Origin of the sequence: Collinsella sp. AF16-8 (assembly GCF_003462695.1) — a bacterium.
GTDB lineage: Bacteria > Actinomycetota > Coriobacteriia > Coriobacteriales > Coriobacteriaceae > Collinsella.
Genome location: NZ_QRXX01000002.1, coordinates 102,239 through 117,907 on the forward strand (window position 1 = coordinate 102,239; position 15,669 = coordinate 117,907).

13 protein-coding genes are annotated in these 15,669 nt (G+C 61.2%); 10 read left to right on the plus strand and 3 right to left on the minus strand.

The annotated features are described in order from the left end of the window. Nucleotides 1-128: 128 nt before the first annotated feature. Entirely contained in the window at nucleotides 129-1,541 is a 1,413-nt protein-coding gene (gene glmU / locus DWW73_RS02745; protein ID WP_117778670.1) for a bifunctional UDP-N-acetylglucosamine diphosphorylase/glucosamine-1-phosphate N-acetyltransferase GlmU, read from the minus strand. A gap of 199 nt (nucleotides 1,542-1,740) precedes the next feature. Between glmU and DWW73_RS02750 the strand changes: the two genes are divergently transcribed. Continuing rightward, nucleotides 1,741-2,628 (plus strand): energy-coupling factor transporter transmembrane component T, encoded by an 888-nt coding sequence (locus tag DWW73_RS02750; RefSeq protein WP_233506729.1) that lies wholly within the window; start codon nucleotides 1,741-1,743, stop codon nucleotides 2,626-2,628. Next, the gene (locus DWW73_RS02755) at nucleotides 2,628-4,271 is read left to right on the plus strand and encodes an ABC transporter ATP-binding protein (RefSeq protein WP_117778671.1); all 1,644 of its coding nucleotides are present in this window, start codon (nucleotides 2,628-2,630) and stop codon (nucleotides 4,269-4,271) included. The genes DWW73_RS02750 and DWW73_RS02755 overlap by 1 nt, the downstream gene beginning before the upstream one ends. A gap of 24 nt (nucleotides 4,272-4,295) precedes the next feature. Here the strand turns inward: DWW73_RS02755 and DWW73_RS02760 are convergent, their stop codons facing one another. Continuing rightward, the gene (locus tag DWW73_RS02760) at nucleotides 4,296-5,078 is read right to left on the minus strand and encodes a helix-turn-helix transcriptional regulator (protein ID WP_117735860.1); all 783 of its coding nucleotides are present in this window, start codon (nucleotides 5,076-5,078) and stop codon (nucleotides 4,296-4,298) included. A gap of 201 nt (nucleotides 5,079-5,279) precedes the next feature. On the opposite strand from DWW73_RS02760, the gene DWW73_RS02765 reads away from it, so the two are divergent. The 5 genes from DWW73_RS02765 to DWW73_RS02785 all read left to right on the plus strand — a co-directional run bounded on the left by DWW73_RS02765 (nucleotide 5,280) and on the right by DWW73_RS02785 (nucleotide 10,681). Next, nucleotides 5,280-6,491: a nitrate/nitrite transporter gene (locus tag DWW73_RS02765; protein ID WP_117778672.1), complete on the plus strand. Its 1,212-nt coding sequence runs from the start codon at nucleotides 5,280-5,282 to the stop codon at nucleotides 6,489-6,491. Between the two features lie 2 nt (nucleotides 6,492-6,493). After that, nucleotides 6,494-8,140 carry an amidohydrolase gene (locus tag DWW73_RS02770; RefSeq protein WP_117778673.1) on the plus strand — a complete coding sequence of 549 codons (1,647 nt, stop codon included), beginning with the start codon at nucleotides 6,494-6,496 and terminating at the stop codon, nucleotides 8,138-8,140. Nucleotides 8,141-8,154: 14 nt separating this feature from the next. Next, entirely contained in the window at nucleotides 8,155-9,345 is a 1,191-nt protein-coding gene (locus tag DWW73_RS02775) for an MFS transporter (RefSeq protein ID WP_158563770.1), read from the plus strand. Nucleotides 9,346-9,423: 78 nt separating this feature from the next. Next, nucleotides 9,424-9,861, plus strand: coding sequence for a hypothetical protein (locus tag DWW73_RS02780; RefSeq protein ID WP_117778675.1), 438 nt, complete (start codon nucleotides 9,424-9,426; stop codon nucleotides 9,859-9,861). A gap of 121 nt (nucleotides 9,862-9,982) precedes the next feature. Continuing rightward, nucleotides 9,983-10,681, plus strand: coding sequence for a DUF6580 family putative transport protein (locus DWW73_RS02785; protein ID WP_233509095.1), 699 nt, complete (start codon nucleotides 9,983-9,985; stop codon nucleotides 10,679-10,681). Between the two features lie 536 nt (nucleotides 10,682-11,217). On the opposite strand, the gene DWW73_RS02790 is transcribed toward DWW73_RS02785, so the two are convergent. After that, a complete protein-coding gene (locus tag DWW73_RS02790; RefSeq protein ID WP_117778677.1) occupies nucleotides 11,218-12,036 on the minus strand; it encodes an exodeoxyribonuclease III in 819 nt (272 codons plus the stop codon). A 135-nt stretch (nucleotides 12,037-12,171) separates the two neighbouring features. On the opposite strand from DWW73_RS02790, the gene DWW73_RS02795 reads away from it, so the two are divergent. The 3 genes from DWW73_RS02795 to DWW73_RS02805 all read left to right on the plus strand — a co-directional run bounded on the left by DWW73_RS02795 (nucleotide 12,172) and on the right by DWW73_RS02805 (nucleotide 15,460). Continuing rightward, nucleotides 12,172-12,924, plus strand: coding sequence for an NAD-dependent protein deacylase (locus DWW73_RS02795; RefSeq protein WP_117778678.1), 753 nt, complete (start codon nucleotides 12,172-12,174; stop codon nucleotides 12,922-12,924). Between the two features lie 94 nt (nucleotides 12,925-13,018). Continuing rightward, nucleotides 13,019-14,758, plus strand: a complete 1,740-nt coding sequence (gene folP, locus DWW73_RS02800) for a dihydropteroate synthase (protein ID WP_117778679.1) — start codon at nucleotides 13,019-13,021, stop codon at nucleotides 14,756-14,758. Beyond that, nucleotides 14,759-15,460, plus strand: a complete 702-nt coding sequence (locus tag DWW73_RS02805) for a hypothetical protein (protein WP_117778680.1) — start codon at nucleotides 14,759-14,761, stop codon at nucleotides 15,458-15,460. The last annotated feature ends 209 nt before the right edge of the window (nucleotides 15,461-15,669 follow it).

Here is a 15,669-nt window from a genome sequence, read left to right on the forward strand (position 1 = left end):
GGTTTATCGGGTCCTGATAACGTCTTTACCGCCAACGGACACGAACCGACCACTCATCCGGTTGCGCAGGTCACGATAGAAAAAGGAGCCGCCCCCATGGAGCAGCTCCTTTTGTGCTTGGTAAAACGTTATACCTCGTCATCCTCGTGCAGGCGGCGGCGGTAATCGGCGGCCCAGCCCTCAATATTTACCTGACGGGCGCGGCCCAGACCAAGTGCGTCGGCCGGGACCGGCTCGGTGATGACGGAACCAGCGGCCACGAGCGCGCCGTCGCCGATCTGGGCGGGCGCGACCATCATGGTGTCGGAGCCAATGAAGGCATCCTTGCCGATGACGGTCTTGTGCTTGTGCACGCCATCGTAGTTGCAGGTGATGGAGCCCGCGCCCACGTTGACGCCGGAGCCCATGGTGGTGTCGCCGATGTAGGACAGGTGCGGCACCTTGGAGCCCTCGCCGATCGTGGACTTCTTGATCTCCACGTGCGTGCCGGCCTTGGATCCGTCGAGCATGTGGGTGCCCGGGCGCAGGTAGGCGCGCGGGCCGCAGTCGACGCCGTTCTCGATGACGGCCTCGATGGCGATGGTCTCGTCGATGACGCAGCCGCTGCCGACGGTGGTGTCGGTGAGGCGGCTGTTGGGACCGAGCTGGCACTCCTCGCCCACGGTGACGTGGCCGATCAGGTGCGTCTGCGGCCACACGACGGTATCGCGGCCGATAACGGCGTCGGGGCCGATCCAAGCCTGCGTGGGGTCGATGAACGTGACGCCCTCGGCCATCCAGTGCTCGTTGATGCGGTCGCGCGCGATGGCGGTAAGCTGCGCGAGCTGGATACGGCTGTTGACGCCCAGACCGTCGCGGTAGTCGTCGCAGTGGAAGATGGAGACTGCCTGGCCGTGACCTTTGATGATCTCGAGCATGTCGGGCAGGTAGTACTCGGATTGCGCGTTGTCGTTGCCGATCTCGTTAATGTGGGCGGCGAGCTGCGCGCCGTCAAAGGCGTAGCAGCCGGCGTTGCACTCCAGCAGCGTGGCGGCCTGCTCGGGCGTGCAGTCCTTCTGCTCGATGATGCGCTCGATCTGACCATCAGCGCCCAGCTTGATGCGGCCGTAGCCAAAAGGATCGGGCGGGGTCATGGTCATGACGGTGCAGGCGAGCTCGCCGGTGGCGACGGTTTGCGCGAACTTGGCGACGGTGTCGGAGGTGATGAGCGGCAGGTCGCCGTTGAGCACCACGACGGGGCCTTGCGTGATGCCACAGGCCTCGAGCGCGACCTTCACGGCGTGACCGGTGCCCAGACGCTCGGTCTGCTCGACGCACTCGACCTTGGTGGCGCTGTTGGCGTAGGCGCCGTCGATGAGGGCGCGCATCTCGTCGGCGTGGCTGCCGATGACAACCACGACGCGGCTGCAGCCGGCCTTGATGGTAGCGTCGACGATCCACTGGACCATGGGCTTACCCAGGATCTTGTGCGAAACCTTGCAGTGGTTCGACTTCATGCGGGTGCCCTCGCCGGCAGCGAGGATAATTGCGGTTGCGTCCATGTGATCTCCTGTTACGTTATAGAGACGTGTGTTTGGAAACGATACACGGCGCAATATGATACCGCAGGCATATGACGAGCGCGTAACGATTGGTTTGCGGCGGTTGAGGCTTGCGCCGCCGGCGTGGCGTTTGCACTGCGTGCGTGCGGCGTTGGCGGTGCTGCGGAGCTGTTGTTTGAGCGAGGGAACGGGGGTGCCCGTGGATAACATACGAGAGGAGTTTGGCGGCGAGCCCGTCGCGGCATTCTCGATGTCGCATCCGGCTGTGCCGGCACTCTATATAGTGCTGACGCTGGGGCTCACTATGTTCTCGATGCAGCCGGTACTGATTGCGCTGTCACTTGCGGGCGGGCTGGCGTATGGATTTGCGACGCGTGGGGCTGCCCGCACGCTGGGCGCGCTCCGCTGGCAGCTGCCGGTGATTTTGATCGTCGCGGTGCTCAATCCGCTGTTTAGCGCCTCGGGCTCGACGGAGCTGTTCCGTATTGGCATGCGCGCGGTGTATCTGGAGAGCATGGTATACGGCCTGTGCATGGGCGGGCTGTTTGTGGCGAGCGTGCTGTGGTTTGAGGCCGCGGCGTCGATGCTCGAATACGACAAGGTGCTCGCGCTGCTGGGCAATGCCGCACCGGTGATTGCGCTCATGATCTCGATGTGCATGCGGCTTATCCCGCAGTTTTTGCGCCGCGGCCGCACGGTACTGGCGGTGCAAGATGCGATTGACGTGCCGGGCCGCGCGCCGGCCGACCCCGTGCGCTCGCGCCTGCGGGCGTCGAGCGTGTTGATGGGCTGGGGCATGGAAGATTCGCTGGAGCGTGCGGACGCGATGCGCTCGCGCGGGTGGGGTGCCGCGACGCGTCGTACGACGTATGCGCGGTATCGACTGGGGCGCAGCGACGTTGCCGCGCTGGCCGGGCTCGCACTGTTTGGTGCTGCCGCGGTGGCAGTGGCGTGGACCGCGACGACGCAGTATTCGTTTTATCCGCAGCTCTCGGTGCCGGCGCCGTGGCCGGGCTATGTCGTGTACGCTGCCTGGATGGTGCTGCCTTGCGCGTTTCATGCGATTGATGAGAAGAGGTTTGGCTGATGGCTCGGTTGGATAGGGGCCCGGTGTCGGGCACGGCGTGCGGCCCGGATATGCCGGCGATTGAGGTGCAGGGCCTTAGTTTTGCCTATCCCGGGGCCGAGGCACCGGTGCTCGAGGGGCTTGATTGGCGTGTTCCCCAAGGTGCATTTGCGCTGCTTGTTGGCGGTACCGGTTCGGGTAAGTCGACGCTGCTGTCGCTGCTCAAGCCCGAGATCGCTCCGGCGGGCGAGCGCACTGGTGATGCGCGCGTGCTGGGCGAGAACGTTGCCGACATGGACGTGCGGGCATCGGCGGAGCGCGTGGGCTATGTGTTCCAGGATCCCGAGAACCAGATCGTGTGCGAAACCGTGTGGCACGAGATGGCGTTTGGCCTGGAAAACTTGGGGCTAGCACGTGATGAGATGCGCCGTCGCGTAGCTGAGACCAGCTATTTCTTTGGTCTGGAGGACTGGCTTCATCGCGATACCGATACGCTTTCGGGCGGCCGCAAGCAGCTGCTGTCGCTTGCCGCCGTTCTGGCGCTGCGTCCGCGTGTGCTGCTACTCGACGAGCCCACGTCTCAGCTCGATCCCGTTGCCGAGAAGAATTTTCTGCACGCGCTGTTTCGCGTGAACCGTGAGTTGGGCTGCACGGTTGTTGTGGCTACGCATCAACCGCGCCCAATGCTCGAGTATGCGACGTGTGCGTACCGGATTGAGGACGGTCGCGTGCGCGAGGTGGCGGATATGGCTTCTTTGGGACGCCGAGAATCGTTGTTTTCCGACGACATGTTGGGGTGGGGTGCCGTCCGATGTGCAAAAAACGGAGTATTCAGCAGGCGTGAGGACAATTTGGGCTCTCTGGAGCCGCCCGGGGACGTATCGAGCGCGAAAAAAAGTTCGGAATTGGACAAATCGTCCGAATTTGTGGCGCAAACGTCGCTCGAGAACGGCTCGGAAGCCTTTCCGCGCACGGATGGGAGCAGAATACTCCAAAAAATGCACGGCGGGTCGGCTACCACCCTGGCAGGGAGCTGGTTTCGCTACGATCGCGCGGGCGGCTGGGTGCTGCGCGGGCTCGACGTGGCGTTTTCGGCCGGTGCGGTGCATGTGATCGTGGGCGGCAACGGATGCGGTAAGTCGACGATGCTCTCGGTGCTGGCGAAGACCGCCAAGCTGCAGCGCGGCCGCATGGTGCGCGGGGCGGCTTCGGCTGCGCTGCTGCCGCAGAACCCCAAGGCCCTGCTGGTTGCCGAGACGGTGCGCGACGAGCTGATGGAATGGGCCTCGACCTGCGGATATGACGAGAACTTGGCGCGGGAGCGTGCGGCGCAACTGGGATTGGACGGCCTGGAGACGCGCCACCCCTACGATCTTTCGGGCGGACAGCGCCAGCTGCTTGCGTTGGCAAAGCTGCTGCTGATCGGCCCCGAGCTGCTGTTGCTTGATGAGCCCACCAAGGGCCTTGACCTGGCAAGTCGCTGCATTATCGCCCGCGCCCTGCGTGACCATGCGAAGGCTGGCAGCACCGTCATTATGGCCACGCACGATCTGGATTTTGCCGAGCAGGTTGCCGATGACATTGCCATGATGTTTGGCGGCGAGATCGCCTGCATGGAGCCGCCGACCGACTTCTTTGCCGACAACGTGTTTTATAGGGCGTGAGCGGGTTCGCGGGCGAGAACGGTCTTACTGCTTGAGCGCCGTGTACTGCTGAAGGAGCGCCATGAGCCCAACGCGGCTGTTGACCTGTGTTTTTCGAAAGATGTTCTCCAGATGCTTTTTAACGGTGCCGGTGCTGATGGATAGCTCTTCGGCGATGGCCGCATTGTCCATGCCCGATAACACGCAACGACACACATCGATTTCGCGCGCTGAGACGTCGTAGTCGTGAGCAAATACGATTTCAGACGAACTGCGGTCGGCGCGTACACGCCATTTTGATAGTCGGTTTGTGAGGTGCGGTTCGATGAGCTCAAGGATTTGAACTTCACGATCGCTAAAGTCGCCTTCTTCTTTCTTGCGATTAAGATTGAGCGATCCCAAAAAGCCCTCGTCATTAAAGAAACTGACGTTGACGACGTGGCGGCCGCCAAGATAATCCTTCATATAACTGCTGTCGATATCGCCAGGGCTGAGCTGATCGGACTCGCGCAGCACCGTCGAGCGCGTAAGATTGCGGTGGGCGACGATCATGTCCTGCTGCCAGTACTTTTCGGTGTAGAGCTCGAGCATCCCAGCGGGGACATCGATGCCAAGAGGGTCAAGAAAGACGCGCGTTTTCCATTCTTGCGGGGTGGATACGAGATCCCTGGAAAGGTCGCTCAGGAAAAATGCAGCCGACTCGTAGGGGATGAGAAAACGCAGCTTTTTGAGGACGGTCGAGCGAAACTCGCGGTCGCTGTCGATGGAATTAATCGAAAGCACGAGATCGTTTAAGCAGAGCCATTCAGAATCGGACAAAAAGCTCAAGATGACCTCCGATGAGATTGCGTAGTGGTTTAGCTGGCATTTTAGTTAATTTGCGTAGAGATACTACTCCTTTTTTCGAATGATGATAAGCCGTTAGCCGAATGGTTTCGGTGAGGGGCCAATCGCAAAATATGAATACCTAAGAGCCAGGGCCCGGTTCTCCAAGCTGTTTGATTATTCCGACTTATTAAAGGAGTCATCATGGAAGAGAAGCTTCCTTCATGGCGTTGGGCGATTGTTTCAGTCGTTTGCTTGCTGTGCTTTATGGCTAACTACATGCAGTACCAGGTCTCAGCACTCGCCGTCGAGGTCATGCCTATGCTCAATATCGATACCGTCGGCTTTTCGATGCTGTTCCTCGTTCCTATGCTTACCGCCGTTTTCTTCTCAATTCCGCTGGGTGCCCTTGGTGACCGTATCGGTTCTAAGAAAGTTGTCACGGTTTGCACCGCAATTTCGGTTGCCGGCGGTTTTCTCCGTTGCTTTACGCTCGATTCGTTCACGATGCAGATGGCATCGATGTTCCTGATTGGCATGGGAATCTCGGCACTCAACGCCAACCTCATCAAGGTGCTCGGCACCTGGTTCCGTGAACAGACTGGTTTCGCCATGGGCTTGTTCTACGCGGCTTCGTGCGTTGCCATCGTTGTCGCTCAGATCTGTGCTGGCTTGTTCGGCAGCGTCTTTAACTCTTATATGGTCGCTGCTGTCGTCATGACCATCTCCTGGGTTCTTTGGATTGTGCTTGACCGAGATGTGCCCGAGGGGCAATCGCTCCCCGAGCCCGAGCCCGTGCTCGACTACCTTAAGGTTGCTATCAAGAGTCCTGGCGTATGGCTAATCTCCGCTGGCGTCGGTTTTGGACTTGCTTCTACCACTGCCTATGCCGGTTTCCTGCCTCAGGCGCTTCAGCTTGGCAAGGGCATAGACGTCGCCACTGCTGGTTTCATGGCCGCAATTGTTACCGTTGGCAGCTTTTTCGGCTGCATCGTGGGGCCTGCGTTCTGCGATAAGCTTGGAAAGTTCAAGGGTTTTCTCATCGTCACTACTCTCATCGGTGCCATATCGATGTTCGTGACGTGGTACACCCCGGTCGGCTTCCTTCTGTGGACGATTTTGGTCATCAATGGCTTCTTTACCGCCATCAACGGCCCGATTATGCAGTCCATGCCTGTTCTCCTTCCCGAGATTGGTGATAAGTATGCCGGTTCCGCTGGCGGTATCGTGGGCACCATCTCCCTGCTCATGAGCTATTTCCTGCCCATCGGTATCTCTGCCGTTGCTGGTGCCGACTACACTGTGAACATGGGTCTCGAGAGCCTCTGCTTCCTGCTTTCCGTAGTTCCGGTTTTCTTCCTGCCCGAGCTCGGCCGCAAGGCCATGCAGGCTGCCGCCGCTAAGGATGGTGAGTAGCCATGGAGGCGGTAGTTCCCGCTGATATCGTCCTTAAGACGACGGCGTTGTTTACTGCCGAGGAACTTGAGCCTCACGCCGGATGCGTTGCAGTTCGCGGCAGCGAGATCGTGGCTGTGGGCTCGCCCGACAAGGTGCAGCCGTTTATCGGTCCCGATACTGAGGTCATTGACGCCGGCAACAAACTGGTCATGCCCGGATTCAACGATTCGCACATGCACTTTGCGCTCGGCTCAATCCAGAAGGATGAAGACTTCTGTTGCGATCTGATGTTTCTGCCGAGCGAGCGGGCTTGCGTGGATGCTGTTGCCAAATTTGCCGCCGAGCATCCTGACAATCCGTGGATTTACGGTCAGGGTTGGTATTCGCCCGCGTGGGAAAACCCGACTGACCCTGATTGCCGCAGCCTCGATGCGCTCGATATCGACCGCCCAATCGTGCTCTCGGACTTTTCAATGCACGTGGTGTGGTGCAATACTGCCGCGCTCAGGGCGGTCGGTATCGACCGCAATACCCCGACGCCTGAAGGTGGCCTTATCCGCCACTTTGACAACGGCGAGCCCAATGGCTTTCTGTCCGAGCCCCAGGCGACGAACATCTTGCTCGATGTTGTGCTCAACAAACCGGACCTTGATGCGTCGTTGCTCAAGTCGATGCGCAAGTTCAACAAGCTCGGCATCACTTCGATTGGTGATATGTATCCTTTGGGCGTGACCACGCCCGGCGTGTACGACATCTATGACCGACTGGCGAGCGAGGACCTGAGCACGCTGCGCATCAGCTACTATTCTGCGCTCGATGCTCCGATGGCAGAGTCGCAGGCGCTGCGTGCGCGTCATCACAGCGAGCGCGTGCGCATGGCGGGTCTCAAGTACATTTTGGACGGCTGCCCCGAGGCCTACACGGCCTACATGCACGAGCCGTATCTTAACGCCCCCACGGGAAAGGACTTCCGCGGCGAGCCGGCGTGCAACCAGGAGACGCTTGACTGTATGGTGCTCGAGGCCAACAAGAATGGTTTCGATGTTCGTATCCATGCTATCGGCGACGCATCGGCCACGATGATTATCGATGCCGTCGAGCGTGCCGAGGAGGTGTGCGGCAACAAGGGGGCGCGTTTTGCTATCGAGCATACAGATAACCTGAAGCTCGAGGATATTGCTCGCATGAAGCGCCTGGGCATTAATGCTGCGATTCAGCCGCAGCATCCCATCGGAGGCCTTGGGCAGGGCGTGTACGAGGAGTCTCTTGGCGAAGAGCGCATGAGCCACATGTGGCGCTATAGGGAAGAGGCCGATGGCGGAATCCACTTAGGGCTTGGTACTGACTGGCCTGCGGTGATGTCAATCGATCCTATCGATACCGTGTATGCTGCGGTGACGCGTAGCGAGTTTGACGGGCACCCGGCGGAGGGATACTTCCGCGAGAATGCCCTGACGCTCGGCGAGACGCTGCAAGCGCACACGCTCGGCTCAGCATATGTCGAGGGCTTTGAGCGCCGTTTGGGCAGCCTTGCCGCCGGCAAGCTTGCCGATATCGTCATCCTGTCGGGCAATCCGTTTGAAATGAACCCGATGGCGCTTCGCGATCTCGAAGTCGAGACGACGATCTTTAACGGACGCGTCGTCTATCGCAAGGATGAAGCATAGATAGGGTGATGAACGTGAGCAAAGGGACGGTCGAAAAATATGCCCTGCTGTTTGTGGTGTGCGGCATCGTGTTTGCTGCGAACTACGCGCAGTATCAGGTGTCGGGATTGGCACATCTGGTTGTGTCGGACCTGCATCTGACCTCGGCCGAGTTTTCAGCCGTCCTGTTTGCCCCGTTTGTTCCTGCCGTTGTATTCGGCATGCCTGTCGGCGTTTGCGCCGATCGATATGGCGTGAAGGTGCTCGTATTCATCGCATCGGCGATTTCTGCAATTGCAGCGGTTGCTCGCGCGGAGTGCGCATCGTTTGCGACGCTGTTCACAGCGACCATGCTTCTGGGCGCGGCACCATGCGTCGTGAATGCCATCGTTCTAAAAGTGCTTGGTTCCGCTTTTGGCGGAGAAACCGATAGGGCCATGGGATGGTTCTACGCTGCGGGGTCGGGCGGAATCGCCTGCTCGCTTGCAACCTCTCCTCTCTTTGCAACGTCCGGACGAGCATATGCCCTTGCTGCCGTTTTATTTGCCATGTTTGGATTGCTGTGGCTGCTGGTTGCGCCATCGGCAGATGTTCTGCAGGCTGCAGATGGCCTTGGCGTTCAGGGTGCGGAGCCTGCTTCGTCGTCGGCAAGTGCGTTTGCGACGGTAATCAAGATGCCGATGGTTTGGCTCGTGGCGATACTGCTTGGAGTCGCCCTTGCATCGGCTACGGCGTACTCGGGTTATCTTGTCTCGGCACTTGAGGTTTCAACCGAGCCCCAGGTCGCCGGGCTTCTTGCCTCTTTCGTGACGCTTGGGTCGATTGTCGGCAGCGTGGCCGGTCCCTACGCGCGAGCGCAATTTGGCGACTATCGCGTGTTTATGGCCATCGCCGCAATGGCGGGGAGTGCCCTTATGTGGGCCGGAGAGGCTTTTGTCTCTCAGCCTTCTGTCGGGCTCATGTTTGCGATTGGCGTTTCGACTGCCGTCGCCGGTCCGGTCGTTCAGTCGCTACCCTACATGTTGCCCGAGGTGCGCGAGGGGCTTGCAGGAAGCGCCGGTGGCGTGGTGAGCACCGTTTCGCTGGGGCTTACGTTTTTGATTCCCGTGGCCCTCTCCTTCTGCATTGGCGAGAGCTATGAAACGCTTCTATTTGGGTGCGCTGTTTTGTTTGGCGCGACGGCGCTGGCGTCTCCATTCCTGCCGTCTCCCGATTCACTTATGTAACACCTGTTTTCGCCCTTTGGGCCTGGCCGACAAGGGCAAAAGGAGTTGGTCTACTTGACACTAAAAAAGAGTACCGCTGTGACCATTCTCAACGGCATCGTTAATCCTCTATTCATGTGTTCATTTCTGCCGATTGTTGAGGGAAAGCCTGGCTTAGATTTTCAGGGACTTACTGGTTTCTGGGGGCAGCTTATTCTGGCCATCGGTATTGCACAGTTCGTGGGTTTTTTGCCGCTCTTTGGCAAAGCAATTGAGACGTGCGTTGAGTTTTTTGGTTTTGATCGGAACACTCCGGGCGCACGGATTTGCGGAACCGTTGTGGGCGCTACTCTGCTCTTCTGCATTATCGGGCTATTTGAAGTCGCGTTTCAGTCAGGCGTTGGCGTTATCGACGGTGTGCCGTTTTTCTCGCGTTGGGTTCGCCTCGTGGTGGGCGGATGGGCCTTTGTCGTTGTGGGCGGCTTGCTGTTTGATCCCTTTGTCGCGGCCATTGCCGCTAAAGTTACGGGCGAATAGCGCCAAGACCGGTCGCGTGGCGAAAGCCTGATCGACTGGCAGCCAAGGCCGGCCGGGGGATTGGTCGGCCTCATTTTGCCCGTGCTACCATAAACGGACATTCGTTTGATGGGGGCTGCCGTTGTCGCGTGTCTTGCAACATATGGAAATCCCGCTGCTGCTGGCGGTTCCTGCGGTGATGGCTGCAGCGTTGCTGGCAGGTATTGAGCAGGCGGCGCTTGCCATGCTTGTCGTGGTGGCGCTGGTGCTTGCGCTGTTCTTTGCGGGTTACGAGGCGTCGCGCCCGGGCCTGCGCCAGATTATGCCCACGCTGGTGTTGGCGGCGTTGGCCGCGGCGGGGCGCATCTTGTTTGGCCCCATTCCCGACTTTAAACCGGTGAGCGCCATCGCCATTATCGCGGGGGCGACGCTTGGTCGCCGCAATGGTTTTATGGTTGGCGCGTTGGCAGCGCTGACCAGCAATTTCTTTTTTGGGCAGGGCATGTGGACGCCGTGGCAGATGTATGCCTGGGGTCTGGTGGGCTATATCGGTGGCGCACTGGCGCATGCGGGCGCGTTCGACCGCGCCGACGGCACCGTGCGAATGCCGGCACTGTTGGCGTATGGCTTTGCGTCGGGCTTGCTGTATGGCGTCGTGATCAACGCGTATGACATCATTGGTTTTGTACAGCCGCTTACTTGGGCGGGTGCCGTGGCGCGTCTTGCCACGGCAGTGCCGTTCGATATTACGCACGGCCTTGCGACCTGCGTGTTTTTGGCCGCCTTGTACAAGCCTTGGTGCCGTCGCATTAACCGTGTCGTCGTGAAATACGGGCTGTAGGGCTGGTTGCGCCGGGGCGGGAATCAATACTGCCGAAGTGCCATTTCAAAACTATGCCGGTTTACGGGGCTAGATTGGCGCGGGCCGACTATACCAGCATTTTTCGAAATAGGGCACACCGTCTACCTGCGGTTTTATTATCTCGGAATTGCATATGGTTGGGGGTTCGCGATTCAGCCCCGTAAACCGGCATAGTTTTGGAATGGCCGGCTGATATGACGGGCATCGTGACCCTCAGAGAGCCAAATTGATCCATTTTCTTCCGTCCCCAGATGTCCCCAGGGAATCAGTTGGCGGCGCTTGCCACGAAACTGGCCCATCTACTACGTTTAGCTTGATAGTCCCGACCATGACCGCGTTTTATGAAAAACCGCAGGCTTTCTACGTGCGGTTTTCTTTTTGCGTTGTTCGCTGTGGTTGAGGGTGGTGGCTTAAACGTAGTAGATGGGCGTGTTTCGTGGCGGATGGGTCACGTGGATACCCCCACGAGGCCCAAAATGATTCGTTTTCCTCCGTCCCCAGGGGATCAGCTGGGGCTAGAGCTCTAGCGCGAGGGTGACGGGGCAGTGGTCGCTGCCGAAGATGTCGCCGCGGATGCCGGTGTCGCGTACGTTGCCGGCGATGGCGTCACTCACCAGGAAGTAATCGATGCGCCAGCCGGCGTTGTTCTTGCGCGCATTAAATCGGTAACTCCACCAGCTGTAGACGCCCTCGACGTCGGGGTTTGCCGCGCGCCAGGTGTCGGTAAAGCCGGCGTTGAGCAGCTCGGTAAACTTGCCGCGCTCCTCGTCCGAAAAGCCCGCGTTGCCGCGGTTGGACTTGGGGTTCTTAAGGTCGATCTCCTCGTGCGCAACGTTAAAGTCGCCGCAGGTTACGACGGGTTTGCCGCCCTCGCGCTCAAGTGCGCCCAAAAAGCCGCGGTAGGCATCGTCCCACGCCATGCGCACGTCGATGCGCGCGAGCTCGTTTTGGGCATTGGGCGTATAGACGTCGACAAACCAAAACTTGTCGAACTCGAGCGCGCAGACGCGGCCCTCGGTTGCAGCCTGCGCTACGAGCTCGGCCGCCTCGCCCTCGCCGGCGTAGGGCAGCAGGGCATCGGCGTGCAGCACACGCAGCGGTTCCTGGCGGCTAAAGACCGCGGTGCCCGAATAGCCTTTGCGCTCGGCGTAGCTCCAGGTTTGGTGATAGCCGGGCAGGTCGATATCGACCTGGCCCTCTTGCAGCTTGGTCTCTTGCAGCGCCAGGATGTCGGCATCGAGCTCCTGCGCGATCTGGATAAAGCTCGGGTCCTTTTTGAGCACGGCGCGCAGGCCGTTGACGTTCCACGAGGCAAAAGTGTAAGTCTGAGGCATGGTGTCCTTTCGACGGGGTTGGCAGGCTTAAGATTAGCGCAACAGGGGCGCCGGCGGGCTCCGCGTGTGCCGACTCAAAGGCTGCGTGCATGACATCGCCCGACGCGGCCCGACCAACACGGACGGAGGACTCATATGACGCAGGCAATATCGGACCCCAAGCAGGCCTCCGCGGCGCTGGCGGAGCTGTTCGACGCCCACGAGCGCGTGGTTTTCTTTGGCGGCGCGGGCGTTTCCACGGCGAACGGCATTCCCGATTTCCGCAGCGTGGACGGCCTGTATCATCAGCAGTTTGCCTATCCGCCCGAGACCATGCTCTCGCACAGCTTTTACGAGGCGCATCCGGCCGAGTTCTTCGACTTCTACCGTACCAAGATGATCGCGCTTGGCGCCAAGCCCAACCGCTGCCACACCAAGCTGGCCGAGCTGGAGCGGGCCGGCAAGCTGGATGCGGTGGTGACGCAAAATATCGACGGTCTGCATCAGATGGCAGGCTCGCAGCGCGTGTTTGAACTGCACGGCTCGGTCCACCGCAACATTTGCCAGGCGTGCGGCGCGGTCTATAGCGCCGAGTGGATTTGCGCGCGCGAGCACGAGGGTGCCGCGGGTGTGCCCGTGTGTCCTGCGTGCGGCGGGCGCATCAAGCCCGATGTGGTGCTCTACGAGGAGCCGCTCGACGAGCGCGTATTTACCGGTGCCGTTGCCGCCATCGCCGCGGCCGATGCCCTCATTGTGGGCGGGACCTCGCTCGTGGTGTATCCGGCGGCGGGCCTTACGCGCTACTTTACCGGCGATACGCTGGCCATTTGCAATCTTGCTCCCACCGATCAGGATACAAATGCCGACCTGCTGATTTCTTGCGACATCGCGGCTGCGTTTGCGTTCTAGCCCGCGCGCGCGGATACAATAGAAAGACTGATTGCAAAGCGGCCCCGCCGCCAGCGCCCAGGCGCGGCGGCGCGGGCATTTTAGGAGGATGTTCATGGCGAACGATAGCAAGACATGGCGGTGCGGAAAGTACGAGCTCAGCTTTGACCGTCCGCGCATCATGGGCGTCCTCAACGTGACGCCCGATTCGTTTAGCGACGGCGGCGAGCACTTCGATGCGGATGCCGCTATCGAGTACGGCCTGGCGATGCTCGACGCCGGCGCTGACATCATCGACGTGGGCGGTGAGTCCACGCGCCCCGGCTTTACCCCGGTCAACCCCGACGAGGAGGCTCGCCGCGTGCTGCCCGTGGTGCGCGCGCTGGCCAAAGAGGGCGCCATCGTCTCGATCGACACGCGTCACGTGGCGGTTGCCAAGGCTGCCGTGCGCTGCGGCGCCTCGATCGTCAACGACGTGACGGGCTTCACCGACCCCAAGATGGTCGAGTTTGTCGCAACGAGCACCTGCGGCGTCATCGTGATGCACGCCGGCGAGGTCGCGGCGCCCACCCGCACGCATGCAACGGTGCAGCTCGATACCTCGGCCGCGGCGTTTGTTGCCGAGAAGGCGCGCGAGGCGGCCGCCGAGGCTGCGCGCGAGGCCGAGAAGCCTGCCCGCCGTCGCCGTGGCAAGCTGCTGGGCGAGCCCAAGACGGAGGCCAAGCTTCCGGGTGGTGTGGTGCAGCCTTCGCTGCCGTTTGGAGATCCGGAACCCGCGCCCGAGCCCGCACCCGCGCCCGTGGACGAGCAGAAGCAGGAGACGCCGGTCGCCGAGCAGGCTGCCCCTGTCGCCGAGGCCGCCACGGCCCCTGAGCCCGCGCCGGAGCCCAATGACCACCTGGCGGCCATGATGCGCCGCAGCGCCCGCCGCGAGGAGGCCTACGTGCCCACCTCTCAGCTCCGCCGCTTCACCCTGCCCGATTCGGCGCCCATCATGCGCCGTGTCATGGGCTTTCTATCCGACCAGGCCCGCACGCTCATTCATGCCGGCGTGTCGCGCGACCGCATCTGCATCGATCCCGGTCCGGGCTTTGGCAAGACGGCCAACGAGGACATCGTCATCCAGCGCGAGACCGCCAAGATGGCGTCGCTGGGCTATCCGCTCATGTGCGCCGTGTCGCGCAAACGTTTTGTGGGAGCCGTCTCGGGCGTGACCGAAGCCGCCGCGCGCGATGCCGCCACGTTTGGCGTGTGCCTGGGCGCCATCCAGGCCGGCGCCAACATCGTGCGTGTGCATGACGTTGCGGGCTTTGCGCAGTTCCTGAACGGTTACTGGGCCGTTGCCAAGCCGCAGCCGCGCCGCGCGTTTGTGGCCGTGGGCTCCAACCTGGGGCATCGCTGCGACAACATCCGTGCTGCGCGCGACATGATTGCCGAGATCCCGCTTACCTGCGTGTCCAACTGCTCGCGCATCTACGAGAGCGAGCCGGCCTACGAGATGCGCCAGGACGCGTTCGCCAACGCCGTCATCGAGATCAAGACCGAGCTGGCTCCGCTGGTGCTGCTTGACGAGCTCATGAAGATCGAGGCCGAGCTGGGCCGCGACCGCTCCAAAAAGGCCAAGGCAAACGGCCCGCGCACCATCGACCTGGACCTGCTATGGATGGATGGCGAGACTCACGGCGGCAAGAAGCTGCGCCTGCCGCATCCGCTGATCGGCGAGCGCGACTTTGTGCTGGTGCCGCTCGAAGACCTGATGCACGACCCGGCACGGTTCTTCCGCTACAACGGTGTCGAGGTCAAGGAGCCCGAGGACCGCGTGGGCCATATCGTGGGCGAATTGGGGCGCATGTAGATGATTGGGACGAATGCTGTAGCCGCCGGTACCGAGCTTGACGCTGCGCGCGTCGCGGGCCGCGAGGGTGTGTCCGCGGGCTGGTGCGCATGGAGCGCGGGCGATGCATCGCTGACGTTTTCGCTGGTCGTGCGCCCCGATGTGAACATGCACGCCTTCCACGGTCTGCCGTTTGTGGCCGCAATGGGCATGATGGACGCGCTCGCGGGCACGGCCGCAACGCCGGGCCTGGGGCTTGCCGGCAAAGTGGGCATCCAGTGGCCGAGTGACATCGTGTGCGGCGCGCCTGCGTTTGAGACGTCGCTCGCGCGCGTCGCCGTCAACGGCGGTGCCGGTGCCGCGGGCATGTTTGCCGCGGTGACGGTGGATGTTGAGCGTGCGGCGCTGGGCGAGCTCGGCGTGGATATGGGCGATGAGGTACTGGTCGAGGCACTGGCCGCGGCGGTGCTCGCTCGCGTGGACGCCTGGGCGGTTGCCGCCAACACACCACAGGGCGCTGCCGGCCCGCTGGCCCCGGTGCTGGGTGAGTACTTCGATATGGTGCCGCTGTTGGGTCGCCAGGTCGCGGCGGTGTCGCCCAACGGCCTGCCGCTCGCGGTCGGCGTGTTTGCGGGCCTGGACATCTGGGGCCGCGCGACCATTAAGACCGACGCCAGTGAGCAAGAGTTTCCGCCTGAGGCCGTGCGCATTCGCGGTCTGTAGCGCGAGGCGCCCGCGCTCAAAGATAACGATGACGACAGAAGCCCTCCTCGGCTTGCACCGGGGAGGGCTTCTGCGTGACTGCAGGGCGGCATCTCGATCCTATTCCTCAAAACTGAATAATTTTCGTTTTTGAGGAATAGGATTAAGCCAGCTCGGCCTTTCGCGAGGTATATTCGTTACAGAGCCTATTCCTCAAAACTGAAAATTTT